Below are 18,069 nucleotides of genomic sequence, written 5' to 3' on the forward strand. Positions count from 1 at the left end.
CTCTGACGAACGGCGCGAATTTAACTGTCTGCGGGGCGGCCTCAGCACCCTTCGCTCCACATTCATCCGATCGTGTGAGGATTGTGGGCGGCGCTGACGGGAAGACCTGCCGGGCCCACGCGCAGAGGCCGGTCGTACAGTGACTGGGGCGCGATTCGTGCAGGGTGACGCGGTCCGGGGACACCCCCCGGCCCCCGGCACCGCGAGGAGAGAGGCTGCTGCCGTGAGTGAGCTCCGGTTCGTCCGCATGGGATTCGGCGAGGACGCCGTCGACTACCAGGAGGCGTGGCAGAAGCAGCGCGAGGTGCACGCGGCACGGTTCGAGGACACCGTCCCGGACACCTGCCTGCTCCTGGAACACCCGCCCGTCTACACCGCGGGCAGGCGCACGGCGGACAGCGAGCGCCCCCTCGACGGCACCCCCGTCATCGACGTGGACCGCGGCGGCAAGATCACCTGGCACGGTCCCGGCCAGCTCGTCGGCTACCCGATCCAGAAGCTCCCGCGCCCCGTGGACGTCGTCGCCCATGTGCGCCGTCTGGAGGAGGCGCTGATCCGCACCGCCGCCGAGTTCGGCGTCGAGACGAGCCGGGTCGAGGGCCGCAGCGGCGTCTGGGTCCTGGGCGACCCGGTCGAGCAGCGCCCCGCCCTCGGCGGCCTCACGCTCGACTTCGACCCGCGGCTGGCGGACGAGGAGTTCGACCCGCGGCTCAACGGTCCGGAGTACGCCCCGTCCAACGCCGGGCAGCGCCGCGAGGACCGCAAGCTCGCCGCGATCGGCATCCGCGTCGCCAAGGGCGTCACCATGCACGGCTTCTCGTTCAACGTGAACCCCGACAACACCTGGTTCGACCGCATCGTGCCCTGCGGCATCCGGGACGCCGGTGTCACCTCGCTCAGCTACGAGCTGGGCCGCGAGATCACCATCGCCGAGGTCCTCCCGGTCGCCGAGAAGCACCTCCGGGACATCCTGGAGAACGCCGAGCTCGCCCCCCGTACGATCGAGCGCACCGGCGACGCCATGGCCACGGCGTGACCCACGGAACGCGCTTCCGGGAATAGGCCCTGCCTGCCCCAGGTTGGGTGGACGTACAACCGAATGAACTACGGGCGTACCCTGGTGTTCGCCGAAGAATCCAATGCAGTGAAAGCAAAGGGGAGTGCCGGAGTGTCTGTCGCACCCGACGGGCGCAAGATGCTGCGCCTTGAGGTCCGGAACAGCCAGACCCCCATCGAGCGCAAGCCCGAGTGGATCAAAACCCGGGCGAAGATGGGCCCCGAGTACAACCAGCTGCAGAAACTCGTCAAGAGCGAGGGTCTGCACACGGTGTGCCAGGAGGCCGGCTGCCCCAACATCTTCGAGTGCTGGGAGGACCGCGAGGCCACGTTCCTCATCGGCGGTGACCAGTGCACCCGGCGCTGCGACTTCTGCCAGATCGACACGGGCAAGCCGCAGGCGCTGGACCGGGACGAACCCCGCCGCGTCGGCGAGTCCGTCGTCACGATGGACCTGAACTACGCCACCATCACCGGCGTCGCCCGCGACGACCTGGAGGACGGCGGCGCCTGGCTGTACGCGGAGACCGTGCGCCAGATCCACGCGCAGACGGCGGACCGGGAGGCCGGCCGCACCAAGGTCGAGCTGCTGATCCCCGACTTCAACGCCGAACCCGAGCAGCTCGCCGAGGTCTTCTCCTCGCGCCCCGAGGTGCTCGCGCACAACGTGGAGACGGTGCCGCGCATCTTCAAGCGCATCCGCCCGGGCTTCCGCTACGAGCGGTCCCTGGAGGTCATCACCCGCGCCCGCGAGGCCGGCCTGGTCACCAAGTCCAACCTGATCCTCGGCATGGGCGAGACCCGCGAAGAGGTCAGCGAGGCGCTCCAGGACCTGTACGACGCGGGCTGCGAGCTCATCACGATCACGCAGTACCTGCGGCCGTCGGTGCGCCACCACCCCGTCGAGCGCTGGGTGAAGCCCCACGAGTTCGTGGAGCTCAAGGACGAGGCCGACGCGATCGGGTACTCCGGTGTCATGTCCGGCCCCCTCGTCCGCTCCTCGTACCGCGCGGGCCGCCTGTTCCAGCAGGCGATGGACCGGCGCGAGGCCGAGGCCCCGGTGCCGTCCGCGTAATCCGTCACCCGCCCGACGCGGTCCGTCCCGTCCTCGCAGGCCCGAGAGGCCGGGGGCGCGGACGGACCGCGTCGGCGTGCGCGGGGCCCGTATCAAGGTTTCATTGGTGTTTGACCGACCGGTCACGCGCTGGTAACACCGAACGGTGACCCTGGATACACGAGCGGTGCGGTGACAGATCCGCCACCCGTCTCCAGTCCGCGCAGCACACGAACATCGTTTCCGAGGGGACTTGCCACGATGCAGGCCGCGCCGGTACGCGCCAACGTCATCCCGACCGTCACCAACACCCTCCGCGCCGTGGAGTCGCTGCTGCTCAGCAGCGGCCAGCGCACCGCCCGGCGCAACGCCTGGACGGCCGTCCTGGAGGACCGCCGCCGGGCGAAGGACCGGGCCGCGTCCGGCTACGTGCCGGAACGGGAGGCCGTGGCCGCCCGCCGTTCGAAGGCCACGTAAACTTCATTGCATGGCGAGGAAGGCAAACACCACTGAAGGCGCGGACAGCGCCGAGAACGCGGGGCGGCTCAAGCAGATCGCTCTGACCTACAAGATGACCAAGCGGACCGACTCCAAGATCGGTCTTGTGGTCGCGGGTGTGGGAATCGTCACCTTCGGTGTCATCCTCGCGATCGGTTTTCTGATCGATCACCCGATCTACCTGGGCATCCTGGGCTTCGTGCTCGCGCTCCTCGCGATGGCGATCGTCTTCGGACGCCGCGCCGAGCGCGCCGCCTTCGGGCAGATGGAGGGCCAGCCGGGCGCTGCGGCGGCCGTCCTGGACCGCGTGGGCCGCGGCTGGACGACGACCCCGGCGGTCGCGATGAACCGCAGCCAGGACGTCGTGCACCGCGCCGTCGGCAAGGCGGGCATCGTGCTGGTCGCCGAGGGCAACCCGAACCGGGTGAAGAGCCTGCTCGCGGCCGAGAAGAAGAAGATGGCCCGCATCGTGGTGGACGTCCCCGTCCACGACATCATCGTCGGCAACGGCGAGGGCCAGGTGCCGCTGAAGAAGGTGCGCACCAAGATGCTGAAGCTGCCCCGCGTGCTGACCGGCCCCCAGGTGACGGCCGCCAACGACCGGCTCCGCGCGATGGGCGACCTGATGAGCAACATGCCGCTGCCGAAGGGCCCCATGCCGAAGGGCATGCGGATGCCGCGCGGCAAGATGCGCTGACGCGTACGGAAACGTGAAGAGGGCGGGCCGTTCGCGGCCCGCCCTCTTCGTGTTCTCTACGTCTCAGGCGCGGATCTGGACCGCGCGGGCCAGGCGGTCGTGGAGGCCGCGGCCGTCGCGGTCCCAGACGAGGGCCGGGATCGCCAGGCAGAGCAGGACGCTGCGGATGAGCACCCGGACGAGGCCGAGGCGGCCGCCCTCCTCGGCGACGACCCGGGTGCCCATGAGGCGCTTGCCGGGGGTGCAGCCGATCGTGCCGACCGTGAGCACGCTCATGACCAGGAAGATACCGAGCGCCCAGTTGCCGGTCGCCTGCTGGTCACCGCGAGCGAACAGCCCGTATGCGATCAGCATGCACAGGGCCCAGTCGATGAAGAGGGCCCCGAAGCGCCGGCCGAGCGGGGCGACGGCCCCGGGGCCCTGCTCGGGGAGGCCGAGCCGCTTGCCCCGGTAGCCGAAGTCGGCGCCCATGTCCTCGGCGGCCGCACGCGGCCCGGAGAGCCACGATCCGATTGCTTGCCTATTGTCCACCCGACCACGGTACTGCGCCCGGCCGGGCGCAGTACCCCGCGGGTGGTGTCCCACGGGCCGTCCCATTCCTCGGACGCCCTTTTGAAACAGCCGCCAGGCCCGTAGGGCCACGCCAAAGGGGCGGTACGGGGCCCGTGGGGCGGCTGCTCACAGCCGCGCCGGTTAACTTCGGCGAAACAAATGGGTCATGCTTGAGAAATCCGGTCTGCCTATGGTCGGGTCCAGCGTGTGCCACCGCACTGGTCACACAACGAGCTGCAACCCCGTCCCTCCCGGGCCGGGAGTAGGAGGAGTTGGATGTTCCAGAACGCCGACGACGCGAAGAAGTTCATCGCCGACAACGACGTCAAGTTCATCGATGTCCGGTTCTGCGACCTGCCCGGCGTGATGCAGCACGTCACCGTGCCGGCGGCGACCTTCAACCCGGCCGACGAGCTTGCCTTCGACGGCTCGTCGATCCGCGGCTTCCAGGCCATCCACGAGTCCGACATGGCGCTCCGCGCGGACCTGTCGACCGCCCGTGTCGACCCGTTCCGCCGCGACAAGACCGTCAACATCAACTTCTTCATCCACGACCCGATCACCGGCGAGCAGTACAGCCGTGACCCGCGGAACGTGGCCAAGAAGGCCGAGGCGTACCTCGCCTCCACCGGCTTCGCCGACACCGCGTACTTCGGTCCCGAGGCCGAGTTCTACGTCTTCGACAACGTCCGCTTCCAGACGTCGGCGAACGAGAGCTTCTACCACATCGACTCCGAGGCCGCCGCCTGGAACACCGGTGCGGTCGAGAACAACCGCGGTTACAAGGTCCGCTACAAGGGCGGCTACTTCCCGGTCTCCCCGGTCGACCACCACGCGGACCTGCGCGCCGAGATGTCCCTGGAGCTGCAGAACAGCGGCCTGGAGATCGAGCGCCAGCACCACGAGGTCGGCACCGGCGGCCAGGCGGAGATCAACTACAAGTTCAACACGCTGCTCGCCGCGGCCGACGACCTGATGCTCTTCAAGTACATCGTGAAGAACGTCGCCTGGCGCAACGGTAAGACCGCGACCTTCATGCCGAAGCCGATCTTCGGCGACAACGGCTCGGGCATGCACGTCCACCAGTCCCTGTGGGCCGGCGGCGACCCGCTGTTCTACGACGAGCAGGGCTACGCGGGCCTGTCGGACATGGCGCGCTACTACATCGGCGGCATCCTCAAGCACGCCCCGTCGCTGCTGGCCTTCACCAACCCGACGGTGAACTCCTACCACCGCCTGGTGCCCGGCTTCGAGGCCCCGGTCAACATGGTGTACTCGCAGCGCAACCGCTCCGCCGCGATGCGCATCCCGATCACGGGCTCCAACCCGAAGGCCAAGCGCGTCGAGTTCCGCGCCCCGGACCCGTCGTCCAACCCGTACCTGGCCTTCTCGGCGCTCCTGATGGCCGGCCTGGACGGCATCAAGAACAAGATCGAGCCGGCCGAGCCGATCGACAAGGACCTGTACGAGCTGGCTCCCGAGGAGCACGCCAACGTCCAGCAGGTCCCGACGTCCCTCCCGGCCGTCCTGGACGCCCTCGAGGCCGACAACGAGTACCTCCAGGCCGGCGGCGTCTTCACGTCCGACCTGATCGAGACGTGGATCGACTACAAGCGCACCCACGAGATCGCTCCGATCCAGCTGCGCCCGCACCCGCACGAGTTCGAGCTGTACTTCGACCTCTAAATCGCGGCTGCGCCGGAGCAAGAGCCCTGTCACTCTCCACGGAGAGCGGCAGGGCTCTCTGCCGTGCTCGGACTGCTCCGTGTCCGGCGGGACGTCGGCAGGTCGCGGGCGTGCCGGACCGGGGAGAAGAGCAGGATCAGTGCGGCGAGCGGGATTCCCGCTGTCGTGAGGGCCATGGCGGTGCGGAGGCCGAGTGCGGTTCCGAGCAGACCACCGAGCAGTGCTCCGACGGGGATCGCTCCGTAGCTGAGGAATGCCGAGCTCGCGGTGAGACGGCCGAGGAGATCCGGCGGGCAGTAGCGTTGCTGGAAGCTCGCCTTGATGATGTTGCCCGCGACGACGCCCGCGGAGACGCTGAAGCCACCTGTCACAAAGAGCAGGATCCCGGCTCCGCCGGTGGTCAACGGGATGAGCAGACCGAGTGAGGGCAGCCCGAGTTCGAACAGCAGGGTCGCGCGGGCGGTACCGATCCGGTGGGCGACCCTGCGTGCGGCGAATGCCCCGGCTACGCCTCCGGCGCTGGTCGCCGCGATGAGTGCGCCGACCGCCCCCGGGGCCAGGCCCACGCTCCGGACCAGGAAGACCACTTGGATCGACTGGTACCCCATGAGGGCCAGGTTGGAGGCGGCTCCGAAGAGTGTGAACGTGCGAAACCAGGGGTCGTGGGCGATCAGTCGCAGTCCTTCGTGGACTTCACCGGCCAGTGAGGCGGGGCGGTTTCCGGTCCTGGTGACGCGCGGCTCGCGATGCCGGATGCCTGCGAGGCACAGGAGGGAGACGAGGAACGTCGCGGCGTTGGCGAACATCCCGTTCACCGCACCTGCCAACTGCGCGCTCAGGCCGCCGGAGCCGAGCCCGGCGATCTGCGCGGCGGATGCGCTGCCGTGCAGTTTGGCGTTGCCCTCGGGCTGGTCATCGGGATCCAGAAGGGTGGCGAGATAGGCGGTGTAGGCGGTCTGGAAGAACACCGTTGCCGTGCCTGCCAGCAGGGCAACGGCGAGCAGCAGCCCGATACTCAGCCGTCCGGACCATGCGGCGACCGGGACGGCGGCGAAAAGCACGAGGGAGACCGCGGCGGCGGCCAGCATGATCGGCCTGCGGCGCAGCCGGTCCACCCAGACACCGACCGGAAGTCCGATGATCAGCCAGGGGGCCCAGGCGGCGGCGCTCAGCAGTCCGACCTCGAACGTACTGGCGTCCAAGGTGGAGACGGCGACGAGTGGCATCGCCACCCCGGTGACGGACGAACCGAACTTGCCGGCGGTCTCACCGCACCACAGCAGGCGGAAATCGCGGTGGCGACGCAGGAGGCCACCGCGTATGCCGTAGCTCATGCGGAGCCACGTCCCTTGCGCGGGAACGACTGGAGCTGCACGACGACGGGGAGCGCGTCCGGGGCGGGCTCGGCGTCCGGAGCAGGGGTGTGGCGGGCGATGACAGCCATGAGCTCCGCGTTGAGTGCCTCCAGTTGTTTCGGGGTCATCCGCAGGTCACTCCAGTCCGAGACGGTGCCGGCGCTCCGCCATGTGTCGTCCCAGTCCTCGCCGATGTAGTTCACCACCCGGTTGAAGTGCTGCTGAAGCAGTTCGTGCAGGTAGACCGAGAGCGCGCCCCGGGTGTCGGGATCGTCGCGGAAGTCAGCGGTGTTCAGCTCATTGGAGACGTCGGCCCTTCTCCACCAGCGCTCGCGTTTCGTGCCCCGCCCGGCTTCCTCCTCGATGAAGCCGTGTTCGGCGAGGTGGCGCAGGTGCCAGCTGATGGTCCCGGTGTTCTCCCCGAGTCGTTCGGCGAGCCTGGTGGCGGTGGCCGGGCCGTCCAGGCTGAGCAGTTCGAAGATGCTCATCCGCAGCGGATGGGCCAGTCCCCGCAGACTGCGTGCGTCGAGCCGCCGGGTGGGCTTGGCGGGCTGTGCTGTGCGTTCCGGTTGGTCGGGCATGCCAGCAGCCTAGGTTGCAGAGTCTTCTCTGCATAGCCTCCTCTGCAGAGAAGGCTATGCAAGTGCGCACGCCCGCGAACAGATCGGAGTGAGCCCTCACTCATTGACGGAGTGAGGGCTCACTCCGTATGGTCGAGGTATGACCGAAGCCAAGGAGAACCCGACCACCCGCCGCCGCGCCCCCGCCATGTCGCCGGAGCAGCGGCGCGCGATGATCATTCAGACGGCGATCCCGCTGATCGCCGAGTACGGTTCCGCCGTCACAACCGCGAAGATCGCCCGGGCCGCGGGCATCGGGGAGGGCACGATCTTCCGGGTCTTCGCGGACAAGGACGAACTGATGCAGGCGTGTGTGGCCGAGGCGCTGTCCCCCGAGCACGCCATCCGTGAGCTCGACGCGATCGATCTGACCCAGCCGCTGTCCGACCGGCTCGTGGAGGCGGCCGAGGCGCTTCAGGCGCACATGGCCAGGATGGGCGCGATCCTCGGGTCGCTGGGGCATGGTGGCGGCAAGCACCCCGGACCGGTGCGCGGCGCGGGGCGCAATGAGTCGTCGGCGCGGATCCGGGCGGCCGTGGCGGAGTTGCTGGAGCCCGACCGGGACGCCCTGCGCAGGCCCCCGGAGCAGGTCGCGGCGCTCTTCTTCGGGCTGCTGTTCACTCAGCCGCGTACGGAGGACGAGCCGGACCTCACCTCGCGGGAGCTGGTCGACGTCTTCCTGCACGGGGCGGTCGCGGGGTAGGCGCGACGACGGGGCCCTGGGCCCGGGGGCCGCTCCCCCGGGCCCAGGGAGTCTCCTGGCGGTCTCGGCCGTCGGCGGTCACCCGCCGATGAAGCTCACCGTTTCCGCCATGTCCGCCCGCCCGGTCCGCAGCCGTGGCACGCCTTCTTTCTCGAACCCCACCGAGATGCCGCAGAAAAGCACGAGCTCGTCAGGGGGTCCGACGGTGCGCTTGACGGTCTCCCGGTAGTTGGTCCACATCACTTGGGGGCAGCTGTGCAGCCCCTCCGCCCTGAGCAGCAGCATGATCGTCTGCACGTACACCCCCGCGTCGGCCCACTGTCCGGGCCCCATCGTCCGGTCGAGGTAGCAGAACAGGACGACCGGTGCCCCGAAGGCCTCCGCGTTCAGGGCGGCGATCCGCCGGGGTCGGTCGGGGTCGTCCCGCTCGATCCCCAGTGCCTCGTAACGCTGGGCCGCCGCAGCGGAGAAGCGGTCCCGATACGGCGAGGACAGTGCGTCGGGGTACATCGGATACTCCCGCTCGTCACCCGGGTCCCCCGCCAGGGCCCTGCCGGTCGCGCGCCGTTTCAGTTCGGCCAGGGGCTCGCCGGTCACGACGTACAGATGCCACGGCTGGAGGTTCCCGCTGGACGGAGCCCGTGTCGCGGCGTTCAGCACGCGTACGAGCACCTCTTTGGGCACCGGCTCGTCGCTGAACGCCCGCACGGCCCTGCGGCTGTCCACGGCCTCGTACACGTCCACGTCTGCGCGTCCTCTCCTCCGCCCGGCCCCACCTCACCGTATTCAGCGGTCAAGGACCGCCTAGTGCCCGCCCGTCAGCTCGCCGCTCAGCATCCGGTGCAGGGCCTCGCTCGGCTGGTTGAGGCCCACGATCTCGACCGTCTTACCTCGCTGGGCGTACTTCGTCTCGATCGCGTCCAGCGCCGCGACCGAGGAGGCGTCCCAGATGTGGGTGGCCGTGAGGTCGATGACGATCCTGTCGGGGTCGGTGGCGTACGCGAAGCGGGTGACCAGGTCGTTGGAGGAGGCGAAGAAGAGCTCGCCGGTGACGGAGTAGACGACCTGGCTGCCGTCCGGGTCCACGACCGCGGTGACGTCGGCCAGGTGCGCGACGCGGCGGGCGAAGATCACCATCGCGGTGACCGAGCCGACGACCACGCCGATCGCCAGGTTGGACGTGGCGACGACGATGGCGACGGTGATGACCATGACCGCGGTCTCCCCCACCGGCATGCGGCGCAGGGTCTTCGGGGCGATGGAGTGCCAGTCGAACGTGGCGAAGGAGACCATCACCATCACGGCGACCAGCGCCGCCATCGGGATGTCGGAGACGACCGGGCCGAAGGCGATGCAGAGGACCATCAGGAACGAGCCCGCGAGGAACGTGGAGAGGCGGGTGCGGGCCCCGGAGACGCGGACGTTGATCATCGTCTGGCCGATCATGGCGCAGCCGCCCATGCCGCCGAAGAAGCCGGTGACGATGTTGGCGATGCCCTGGCCCACCGATTCGCGGGTCTTGTCGGAGCGGGTGTCCGTGATGTCGTCCACCAGCTGCGCGGTCATCAGGGACTCCATCAGCCCGACCAGCGCCATCGCCAGGGCGTACGGGGCGATGGTGGTCAGGGTGTCCAGGGTGAACGGCACGTCGGGCAGGCCGGGCACGGGGAGCGAGGAGGGCAGCTCGCCCTTGTCGCCGACGGCCGGGACCGCGATCCCCGCCGCCAGGGTGATCGTGGTGAGCACGACGATGGAGACCAGGGGCGCCGGGATGACCCGGGTGACCTTCGGGAAGAACACCATCAGCAGCAGGCCCCCGGCGAGCAGCGGGTAGACCGCCCACGGCACGTCGTGCATCTCGGGCACCTGGGCGATGAAGATCAGGATCGCCAGGGCGTTGACGAAGCCCGTCATCACGGAGCGCGGCACGAACCGCATCAGCCTGGCCACGCCCAGGGCGCCCAGCAGGATCTGGAAGAGGCCCGCCAGGATCACGGTGGCGACCAGATAGCCGAAGCCGTGCTCCCGGTTGACCGGGGCGATCACCAGGGCGACCGCGCCCGTCGCGGCGGAGATCATCGCGCGGCGGCCGCCGACGACGGAGATCGTGACCGCCATCGTGAAGGAGGCGAAGAGCCCGATCGCGGGGTCCACCCCGGCGATGATCGAGAAGGAGATGGCCTCGGGGATCAGGGCCAGCGCGACGACGAGTCCGGCAAGCACCTCCGTACGCCACACCTTGGGGTCGGAGATCCAGTCGGGCTTGAGGGCGCGCAGGCGGAACGGGGACGCGGGCGCGGTGGAGGACGGTGCGGAGGACAAGAAGGCGTACCTGTCGGTCGGGAGGGGCGTCCACCGGGATCCGCGGTGGCCGGGCGTGGAAGGTGCACACGCGTACGCGCACGTCCTCGGGCGACAAACAACTGTACCCGGCCGGCGATCGCCCCGTAAGGTCGTGCCCGTGAACACCGGACCGGCGATACGCCATGCACGGAACGGCGATCCGGTGGTGGGCTGAGCCCCCGCCGGACGTGCCCCGCCGGGTCCGTATGCCTGGCGCGGGGGCCTCCCCCGGCTCGTACACCGTACGAAAACACTGTGTCGAGCCGAAGAGATCACGAGGTCGTCAACCATGTCCGTTTCGTTCAACCACACCATCGTCGCCGCCGTGGACCGCCATGCGTCCGCGCGGTTCTTCCGGGAGCTGCTGGAGCTGGACGAGGCCCCGTCCTGGGGGCCGTTCGTCAACATCCAGGTGGCGGACGGCGTACTGCTCCAGTTCGCGGAGCCGCCGGTGGAGATCCAGATGCAGCACTACGCGTTCCTCGTGGACGAGGAACTGTTCGACCGGGCCTACGGGCGGCTGGTCGAGGGCGGGGTCGAGCACTGGGCCGATCCGCAGATGAAGCGGCCCGGGGAGACCAACACCGGGCACGGCGGGCGCGGGGTCTATTTCAAGGACCCGGCCGGGCACGCGATCGAGCTGATCACCCAGCCGTATCTGTAGGAGGGGAGCCGGACGGACCCCGAGGGGTCGCGCCGCGGGGCCGGAGCGCGGAGGCTGGGGGGATGAGTGAGCAGGCTCCGCCCGGCGGTCCGGTCCCGCCGCCTCCCCGGCGGCGGATGTGGCCGTGGGTGCTGCTGCTGGTCGCCGTGCTGCTGGCGCTCGCCGCGGGGGTGGTCATGGCGGTGCTGTCGGACGTCCTCCACTCGGAGGGCTCCCGGAAGGTGCACATCCGGTACGAGGTGACGGGGACCGCCCACGACGTGGTGCTGACGTACAGCACCTGGCGGGGTGAGGAGTTGTCGACCGGGCGGCTGGCGCTGCGGTCGCTGCCGTGGGCCGGGGAGCTGGACTCCAAGGGCTTCATGAGCGGCGGCTCGTTCGTGGTGAGCGTGGGCCGGGGCGGCGGTGACGTGTCGTGCTCGGTGACCGTGGACGACGGCACACGCCGTACGGACTCGGCCTCGGGTGCGTACGCGACGGCGACCTGCGACGGGTACTGAAAGGGCGGGCACCGGAAGGATTCCGGGGCCCGCCCTGCGTCGGTCGGTCAGCGGCCGTAGCGGATGAGCGCGCGGACCATGCGGCAGGTGTGGTCGGACGGCGGGTGGATGCCGAGGCGCGCGGCGGTCGCGCGTATCCGGGCGTTGTTCGCGCTGGACGGGAGGTAGACGCCGGTGTCGAGCAGGGCGATCGCGAGGCGCATCGCCTTCAGGCGGCGGTTGTGCGAGACGTACCACTCGCGGGGGCGGCCGGCGGGGAGCGGCTTCTTGGTCAGGGGCTGGTGCAGGGGCTTGTCGAGCGGCTTGGTCGTGACTGCGGCAACGGCCATGGGCTACCTCCTGGCACGGTGGCGGAACTCTTCGGAAACCCTCACGAACTGACTCCCATTCTACCGGCCCCCACTGACAATCGCCCCTGGCCAGAGGGGTTTTCGGCCCTTCCGGCGAGGTCCGTCGCGTACCTTTGGCCCCATGGAGATCTGGATCAATCCCGCGTGTTCCAAGTGCCGCAGCGCGGTGTCGCTGCTCGACGCGGAGGGGGCCGACTACACGGTCCGCCGTTACCTGGAGGACGTGCCGTCGCCGGACGAGATCCGGGCGGTGCTCGACCGGCTCGGCCTCGAACCGTGGGACATCACGCGGACCCAGGAGGCGGACGCGAAGGGGCTGGGCCTGAAGGACTGGCCGCGTGGGGCGGCGGACCGGGAGCGCTGGATCACCGCACTCGCGGAGCACCCGAAGCTGATCCAGCGCCCGATCATCACAGCGGAGGACGGCACGGCGGTCGTGGGCCGCACGGAGGAGGCGGTCCGGGACGCGCTGGGGCGCGGGGCCTCCTAGGACCTCGGCCCTTCTGCGCCCAGCGCCCCCGCCCGGTGCCTACGCCCCGTGGGCCTGGGCCTCCGCCTCCGCCAGGAGCTCCGTCAGGCGGAGGCCGAACCGTACGTCGCAGGGGTGGGGGTCGCCCGTGCGGACCGAGGTGATCAGCGCGTCGACCGCCGCCGCGAAGGCGTCCACCGCGCCGTCCCACCGCGGCAGCTCGGCGACGCCGTGCTCGCCCCGGAGGACGACCTCCACCCCGGCGGCGGCCACCGGCGCGCCGAGGGCCAGGGTGACCGTGCTGGACGCCCCCGAGGTGTGTCGCAGGACGAGGTGGTGGGCGTCGGCGGGGCCACGGGCCGCGGTCAGTTCGGTGACGTCGCCCAGGACCGGGAGCAGGACCGAGAGGGCGTGCGGGCCGACGTCCCAGAGGCCGCCCCGCTCGCGGCGCCAGGGGGACGCGGCGTAGTCGCTGTCGGTGCCGGGGGCCCAGAGCGCGGCGATCCACTCGGCGCGGGCGGTGAACCAGTCGCCGCGTGCGGCCTGTTCGGCGATCCAGGCGGCGGGGCGCGGGGCGAACCTGAGCGTGCAGAACACGACGGACGCGACCCGGGCCTGCTCGGCGGCCTCGGCGACCTCGCGGGCCCCGGCGACCGTGGTGGCGACCGGCTTGTCCAGGATCAGGTGGCAGCCGGCCGCGGCGGCGCGGGCGGCCAGCGGGGCCTGCACGTCGGGCGGCAGCGCGAAGGCGACGGCGTCGCTGGTGGCGAACAGCTCGTCGAGCCCCGCGTCACCGGAGAACGCCGGGGCACCGTGCGCGGCGGCCAGCTCACCGGCGGCCTCGGCCCGGCGGCCCCACACACCGCTGAGCACGACGCCGGGGTGTGCGGCGAGGGCGGGTGCCTGGGTGTTGCGGGCCCAGGGTCCGGTGCCGGCCAGACCGATGCGCAGGGGGTTCTCGGGTGTCGTCATGGGTCCAGTGTGCCGGGTGGCGGCCCCGGGGCGGCAATGCCCGGACGACCGGTTTCCGGGAGGAATCGGCGGCCTCAGGTCCGGTGGAGTTCGGCCAGCAGGTCGGCGGTTTCCCGGTCGGCCGGCAGGAACGCCTCCAGGCGCAGTTCGGCGACGGTGACGTCGATGGCGGTGCCGAAGTGGGTGAGGGTGGTGATGAGCGTCAGCTCCCTGCCGTCGGCCGGACCGGGTGCGCGCAGCCGCAGCGGTACGGCGAAGCCGAGGTGGTCCGGTGCGTCGCGCGGACGCGGTGGGGCGAGGCCGGTGAGTTCGTGGCCGAGGCGGGCGAGCCGGTCGTCCGGGTTGCGCGTACTCTCGGCGCGGACGCGGTCGATGATGTGCCACGCCCACTCGTCCAGGTTGGCGATGCGTGGCGCGAGGCCCTGCGGGTGCAGCAGGACCCGGGGCACGCTCACGGGGGGTTCGAGCAGGTGCGGGGCCACCCCGGCGGTGAGGGTGTGGAAGGCGGTGTTGGCGGCGGCGAGGTCGCCGTGCCGGTCCACGACGACCGCCGGATACGGCAGGTGGCCGCGCAGGATGCGTTCGAGGGCGGTGCGGATCGGTGCGAGCCGGGGGTCGTCCAGGCCGGTCTGCGGGTAGACCGGTGCGAATCCGGCCGCGAGGAGCAGGTCGTTGCGCTCGCGGATCGGCACCTCCAGGGATTCCGCCAGCCGGATGATCATCGACCGGCCGGGGCTCGACCGCCCGCTCTCGATGAAGCTGACGTGCCGCTGCGTCGTTCCGGCGCGCGTGGCCAGTTCCAGCTGGCTGACGCGCCGCCGGGTGCGCCACTCACGTAACGCGGGGGCGAGACCGCCCCCGGCCGATTCGCCGATCACCCCCCTTGTGTATCCCGATCGTCTGCTGATCCGCCATTCCCTGCGGGGAATTGCCGCGCGTCACCGGGCGCGGGAAGGTCGTTGCCGCACACCGGACCTTCGCACCCCAGGGGATCAGCCATGGCCGACATCGACATCCACGAACTCACCGACCGTTACGTCGCCGTGTGGAACGAGCCCGACGCGGAGCGCCGCCGGGCCGCGGTCCGCGCGCTGTGGGCCGCCGACGCGATCCACGTACTGCGGCCTCCCCAGGAGGTCCGGGAGGTCGCCGAAGGGCTGGGCTTCGACCGTCTCCTGCTGGAGGCGCGCGGGTACGACGCGCTGGACTTCCGGGTGACGCGCGCCCACGAGGAGTTCGTCGCGCCGGGCACCTTCGTCTTCCGGTCGCGCGGCAACGCCGACCGTATCCGGGACGTCGTCAAGTTCAACTGGGAGATGGCGCCCCGGGACGGGGGCGAGGCGGCCGGGGTCGGGCTGGAGGTCCTCGTGCTGGGCCCCGACGGCCGCATCGTGAGCGACTACCAGTTCATCGAGGGGTGACCGCGACACGCCGGGGGCGCCGGGGAATCCCCGGTAACACGGGGTTCACACGAGGGCAACGGTCGGGAAATCGCGGCTTGCGAAGCTGCGGCGCATAGACCGCAGCACCCGCAAAGGATGGCTTCCGTGACGTTCAAGGCTGAGTACATCTGGATCGACGGCACCGAGCCGACCGCCAAGCTCCGCTCCAAGACGAAGATCATGTCCGGCAGCCCGTCGACCGACGTGGCCTCGCTGCCGATCTGGGGCTTCGACGGGTCGAGCACCAACCAGGCCGAGGGCCACGCCTCGGACCGGGTGCTGAAGCCGGTCTTCAGCTGCCCGGACCCGATCCGCGGCGGCGACGACATCCTGGTCCTGTGCGAGGTCTTCGACATCGACATGACCCCGCACGCGTCGAACACGCGGGCGCTGCTGCGCCCGGTCGCCGAGCAGTTCGCCGGGCAGGAGGCGATCTTCGGCATCGAGCAGGAGTACACCTTCTTCGACGGCCACCGGCCGCTCGGCTTCCCCGAGGGCGGCTTCCCGGCCGCGCAGGGCGGCTACTACTGCGGCGTCGGCTCGGACGAGATCTTCGGCCGGGAGATCGTGGAGAAGCACCTCGACAACTGCCTGAAGGCGGGCCTGGGCATCTCCGGCATCAACGCCGAGGTCATGCCGGGCCAGTGGGAGTTCCAGGTGGGCCCGCTGTCCCCGCTGGAGGTCTCCGACCAGCTGTGGATCGCCCGCTGGCTGCTCTACCGCACCGCCGAGGACTTCAACGTCTCCGCGACCCTCGACCCGAAGCCGGTCAAGGGCGACTGGAACGGCGCGGGCGCGCACACCAACTTCTCCACGAAGGCGATGCGCGAGGGCTACGACGCGATCATCACGGCCTGCGAGTCGCTGGGCGAGGGCTCGAAGCCGATGGACCACGTCAAGAACTACGGCGCGGGCATCGACGACCGCCTGACCGGTCTGCACGAGACCGCCCCGTGGAACGAGTACAGCTACGGCGTCTCCGACCGCGGCGCCTCGGTGCGCATCCCGTGGCAGGTCGAGCAGGACCGCAAGGGCTACATCGAGGACCGCCGCCCGAACGCCAACGTCGACCCGTACGTGGTCACGCGGCTGATCGTGGACACCTGCTGTTCGGCCCTGGAGAAGGCCGGCCAGGTCTGATCCGCCCCCGCGCACGGAGAGGCGCCCACCGCACGCCGCGGTGGGCGCCTCTCGTTGTCAGTGCCGTGTGCCAGGCTTTCCCCATGCTCAGCGTCAAGGTCGAGACCGAGAACCGGCAGACCCACACCCGTGTTTCCGCCGAGAAGCTCCGGGACCTCGTGCACCGCATCGGCGGGCGCGGGGACAACTTCCTGGTCGTCCAGCGGATACCGGACATCCCCGGCACCTTCATCCAGGTGTGGCACGAGACGGGCGGGGGCTACGAGTTGGAGCACCGTACGGGCACGGCGACGAGCCATGTCCGTACGGTCATCGACCACCCGGACCAGGCCCTCGCGCTGATGACCCGCTGGGCGCGTGAGGAGCCCGGCTGGGACGCGGGCACCGCCTGGGAGAGCGCCGGGATACCGGAGCCGGAGCCCGTGCCGGAGCTCGCCGACGAGGTCCGGGCGCAGCTGGAGCCCCGGGTCCGGGAGCTGCTGCGCGGCGGTTACGGGACCGTCCAGACGCTCACCGAGGCGGCCGAGGACTACCTGGTGAAGGACGGAGTGCGGCCGGTCTCCCGGGCCCAGGCGCGGGAGTTGGTGGAACGGCTCTGGCTGGAGCGGGTCGAGGAGCAGCGGGGCTGGGTGGATGTGACGGACGCGGACCGGCTGGAGCGGGCGTTCGCCCGGCTGGACTGGGGCGGCATCACGGCCCGGGAGAATTTCACCTGCTGCCGCTCGTGCGGGATGAGCGAGATCGCGGCGGCCGGGCGCGAGGACGCCCGGGGCTTCGTCTTCTTCCACGGCCAGGGTACGGAGAGCGCGGCGGCCGGGCACGGCCTCGCGCTGTACTACGGCGGCTTCCGGGATTCCCCGGAGAGGACGGCCGCGGTGGGCCGCGAGGTGGCGGCCGCGCTGGGCGAGGCCGGGCTGACGGTGGAGTGGGACGGTTCCCCGGACCAGGCGATCGAGCTGACCGGCCTGGACTGGCGGAAGCGGCTGGTGGGGTAGGGCGGTCGCGGCCCTCTTTGCCCCGGAGTGAGGAACGTAACGCAAAGGGTCCGTATCGACGGGTGGGAGAGGTCTGCTCCCCGGCCGGGTTCTCTGCTTCAATGGGGGCATGGCCAGCTTCCCGCACACCTCGACCGGTCGCAGCGACCTCGAGCCGTTCTGGCCCTCCCGTCAGCACCACGACTTCGACCGGGTGTGTTGCCGCGCGCTGAACGCGCCGGCCCTCTAACGCCCTCACCCGGCCTTCGGTCCGCGCGCACGCAGCAAGTCCGTCCACCGACGACTCCCTCGCGCGAAAGAGCTGACCCCTCATGGCGAACACCCGTACCTTCTCCGCTGCCGCTGCGACCACCTCCGTCCCTCCCTCCTCCCCGGGCCGACACCGGCTGCGCGCCGTCGCCCCCGACGAGACCGTCCAGCAGGCCGACGTCTCGGCGCTCCTGACGCCGGGTGCGACCTGGCTGCCCGCGCCCCAGCACACCCTGCCCAGCCTGCCGGGCCGCCCGCCGATGGTCGGCTACCTGGTGCTCGTGCCCGCCGACCAGCAGCCGGCCTTCGCCGCGGCCGCCGCGCAGTACGCGGTGCCGGGGGCGCCGAAGGCGGAGGCCGATCCGGCCGCGACGGGCCCGGTGACCATCGACTCCGTCCAGCGCTCCGCCTCCGTCAACGGGCGCCCGCTGGACCTCACCTACCTGGAATTCGAGCTGCTGGCCCATCTGGTGGCTCACCCCCACCGCGTCCACACCCGCGACCAGCTGGTGACCACGGTCTGGGGTTACGGGCATGTCGGCGACGGCCGCACCGTCGACGTCCATGTGGCCCGGCTGCGCCGCAAGCTGGGCGCCGAGCACCGCCGCTCGATCCAGACCGTGCGCCGGGTCGGGTACAAGTACACGCCCTGACACACGGGCAAAGGGGCGGGCCCCGGTTCCGGTAAGCGCTACCGGAGCCGGGGCCCGCCTTCGTACGCCCT

General features: G+C 70.7%; 21 protein-coding genes. 13 read left to right on the forward strand and 8 right to left on the reverse strand.

Annotated features, from left to right (window positions below; genetic code table 11):
* Positions 1 to 223: 223 nt before the first annotated feature.
* The 4 genes from lipB (at position 224) to OHS17_RS09055 (ending at position 3,305) form a co-directional block, all read left to right on the forward strand.
* Positions 224 to 1,036, forward strand: a complete 813-nt coding sequence (gene lipB / locus OHS17_RS09040) for a lipoyl(octanoyl) transferase LipB (protein WP_330311737.1) — start codon at positions 224 to 226, stop codon at positions 1,034 to 1,036.
* 159 nt (positions 1,037 to 1,195) lie between these two features.
* The gene (lipA, locus tag OHS17_RS09045) at positions 1,196 to 2,131 is read left to right on the forward strand and encodes a lipoyl synthase (protein ID WP_330315198.1); all 936 of its coding nucleotides are present in this window, start codon (positions 1,196 to 1,198) and stop codon (positions 2,129 to 2,131) included.
* A 240-nt stretch (positions 2,132 to 2,371) separates the two neighbouring features.
* The gene (locus OHS17_RS09050) at positions 2,372 to 2,587 is read left to right on the forward strand and encodes an SCO2195 family GlnR-regulated protein (protein ID WP_018103546.1); all 216 of its coding nucleotides are present in this window, start codon (positions 2,372 to 2,374) and stop codon (positions 2,585 to 2,587) included.
* 10 nt (positions 2,588 to 2,597) lie between these two features.
* Entirely contained in the window at positions 2,598 to 3,305 is a 708-nt protein-coding gene (locus OHS17_RS09055; RefSeq protein ID WP_018103545.1) for a DUF4191 domain-containing protein, read from the forward strand.
* 63 nt (positions 3,306 to 3,368) lie between these two features.
* Here OHS17_RS09055 and OHS17_RS09060 read toward each other — a convergent pair whose 3' ends face one another.
* The gene (locus tag OHS17_RS09060; protein ID WP_330311738.1) at positions 3,369 to 3,836 is read right to left on the reverse strand and encodes an RDD family protein; all 468 of its coding nucleotides are present in this window, start codon (positions 3,834 to 3,836) and stop codon (positions 3,369 to 3,371) included.
* A gap of 297 nt (positions 3,837 to 4,133) precedes the next feature.
* On the opposite strand from OHS17_RS09060, the gene glnA reads away from it, so the two are divergent.
* On the forward strand, positions 4,134 to 5,543 hold the full coding sequence (gene glnA / locus OHS17_RS09065) for a type I glutamate--ammonia ligase (protein WP_330311739.1): 1,410 nt from the start codon (positions 4,134 to 4,136) through the stop codon (positions 5,541 to 5,543).
* A gap of 29 nt (positions 5,544 to 5,572) precedes the next feature.
* Here glnA and OHS17_RS09070 read toward each other — a convergent pair whose 3' ends face one another.
* Positions 5,573 to 6,877 carry an MFS transporter gene (locus tag OHS17_RS09070; protein ID WP_330311740.1) on the reverse strand — a complete coding sequence of 435 codons (1,305 nt, stop codon included), beginning with the start codon at positions 6,875 to 6,877 and terminating at the stop codon, positions 5,573 to 5,575.
* A complete protein-coding gene (locus tag OHS17_RS09075) occupies positions 6,874 to 7,479 on the reverse strand; it encodes an ArsR/SmtB family transcription factor (RefSeq protein ID WP_330311741.1) in 606 nt (201 codons plus the stop codon). Before OHS17_RS09075 ends, OHS17_RS09070 begins: the two co-directional genes overlap by 4 nt.
* Positions 7,480 to 7,618: 139 nt before the next feature.
* On the opposite strand from OHS17_RS09075, the gene OHS17_RS09080 reads away from it, so the two are divergent.
* Positions 7,619 to 8,221, forward strand: a complete 603-nt coding sequence (locus OHS17_RS09080; RefSeq protein WP_330311742.1) for a TetR/AcrR family transcriptional regulator — start codon at positions 7,619 to 7,621, stop codon at positions 8,219 to 8,221.
* Between the two features lie 78 nt (positions 8,222 to 8,299).
* On the opposite strand, the gene OHS17_RS09085 is transcribed toward OHS17_RS09080, so the two are convergent.
* Both OHS17_RS09085 and OHS17_RS09090 read right to left on the reverse strand, forming a co-directional pair.
* Positions 8,300 to 8,965 (reverse strand): nitroreductase, encoded by a 666-nt coding sequence (locus OHS17_RS09085; protein ID WP_330311743.1) that lies wholly within the window; start codon positions 8,963 to 8,965, stop codon positions 8,300 to 8,302.
* Positions 8,966 to 9,025: 60 nt separating this feature from the next.
* Positions 9,026 to 10,543 (reverse strand): SulP family inorganic anion transporter, encoded by a 1,518-nt coding sequence (locus OHS17_RS09090; RefSeq protein ID WP_330311744.1) that lies wholly within the window; start codon positions 10,541 to 10,543, stop codon positions 9,026 to 9,028.
* Positions 10,544 to 10,853: 310 nt separating this feature from the next.
* Here OHS17_RS09090 and OHS17_RS09095 point away from each other — a divergent pair, with 310 nt between their 5' ends.
* Both OHS17_RS09095 and OHS17_RS09100 read left to right on the forward strand, forming a co-directional pair.
* Positions 10,854 to 11,228, forward strand: coding sequence for a VOC family protein (locus OHS17_RS09095; RefSeq protein WP_330311745.1), 375 nt, complete (start codon positions 10,854 to 10,856; stop codon positions 11,226 to 11,228).
* A 62-nt stretch (positions 11,229 to 11,290) separates the two neighbouring features.
* The gene (locus tag OHS17_RS09100; RefSeq protein ID WP_330311746.1) at positions 11,291 to 11,728 is read left to right on the forward strand and encodes a hypothetical protein; all 438 of its coding nucleotides are present in this window, start codon (positions 11,291 to 11,293) and stop codon (positions 11,726 to 11,728) included.
* A gap of 47 nt (positions 11,729 to 11,775) precedes the next feature.
* Here OHS17_RS09100 and OHS17_RS09105 read toward each other — a convergent pair whose 3' ends face one another.
* Positions 11,776 to 12,057: a hypothetical protein gene (locus OHS17_RS09105; protein ID WP_018103536.1), complete on the reverse strand. Its 282-nt coding sequence runs from the start codon at positions 12,055 to 12,057 to the stop codon at positions 11,776 to 11,778.
* Between the two features lie 142 nt (positions 12,058 to 12,199).
* On the opposite strand from OHS17_RS09105, the gene OHS17_RS09110 reads away from it, so the two are divergent.
* Entirely contained in the window at positions 12,200 to 12,568 is a 369-nt protein-coding gene (locus OHS17_RS09110; RefSeq protein ID WP_330311747.1) for an arsenate reductase family protein, read from the forward strand.
* A gap of 39 nt (positions 12,569 to 12,607) precedes the next feature.
* On the opposite strand, the gene OHS17_RS09115 is transcribed toward OHS17_RS09110, so the two are convergent.
* Together OHS17_RS09115 and OHS17_RS09120 are read right to left on the reverse strand one after the other, a co-directional pair.
* Positions 12,608 to 13,519: a Gfo/Idh/MocA family protein gene (locus tag OHS17_RS09115; RefSeq protein ID WP_018103532.1), complete on the reverse strand. Its 912-nt coding sequence runs from the start codon at positions 13,517 to 13,519 to the stop codon at positions 12,608 to 12,610.
* Positions 13,520 to 13,593: 74 nt separating this feature from the next.
* Entirely contained in the window at positions 13,594 to 14,397 is an 804-nt protein-coding gene (locus tag OHS17_RS09120; protein ID WP_330311748.1) for a helix-turn-helix domain-containing protein, read from the reverse strand.
* A gap of 120 nt (positions 14,398 to 14,517) precedes the next feature.
* Between OHS17_RS09120 and OHS17_RS09125 the strand changes: the two genes are divergently transcribed.
* From OHS17_RS09125 to OHS17_RS09140, 4 genes are all read left to right on the forward strand, one after another.
* Positions 14,518 to 14,940 carry a hypothetical protein gene (locus OHS17_RS09125; protein ID WP_330311749.1) on the forward strand — a complete coding sequence of 141 codons (423 nt, stop codon included), beginning with the start codon at positions 14,518 to 14,520 and terminating at the stop codon, positions 14,938 to 14,940.
* 126 nt (positions 14,941 to 15,066) lie between these two features.
* Positions 15,067 to 16,101: a glutamine synthetase gene (glnII, locus tag OHS17_RS09130; protein ID WP_073863302.1), complete on the forward strand. Its 1,035-nt coding sequence runs from the start codon at positions 15,067 to 15,069 to the stop codon at positions 16,099 to 16,101.
* Between the two features lie 83 nt (positions 16,102 to 16,184).
* A complete protein-coding gene (locus OHS17_RS09135) occupies positions 16,185 to 17,096 on the forward strand; it encodes a DUF6891 domain-containing protein (RefSeq protein WP_330311750.1) in 912 nt (303 codons plus the stop codon).
* 311 nt (positions 17,097 to 17,407) lie between these two features.
* On the forward strand, positions 17,408 to 17,998 hold the full coding sequence (locus OHS17_RS09140) for a winged helix-turn-helix domain-containing protein (protein ID WP_330311751.1): 591 nt from the start codon (positions 17,408 to 17,410) through the stop codon (positions 17,996 to 17,998).
* Positions 17,999 to 18,069 lie beyond the last annotated feature (71 nt).

The organism is Streptomyces sp. NBC_00523 (assembly GCF_036346615.1).
Classification (GTDB): Bacteria; Actinomycetota; Actinomycetes; order Streptomycetales; family Streptomycetaceae; genus Streptomyces.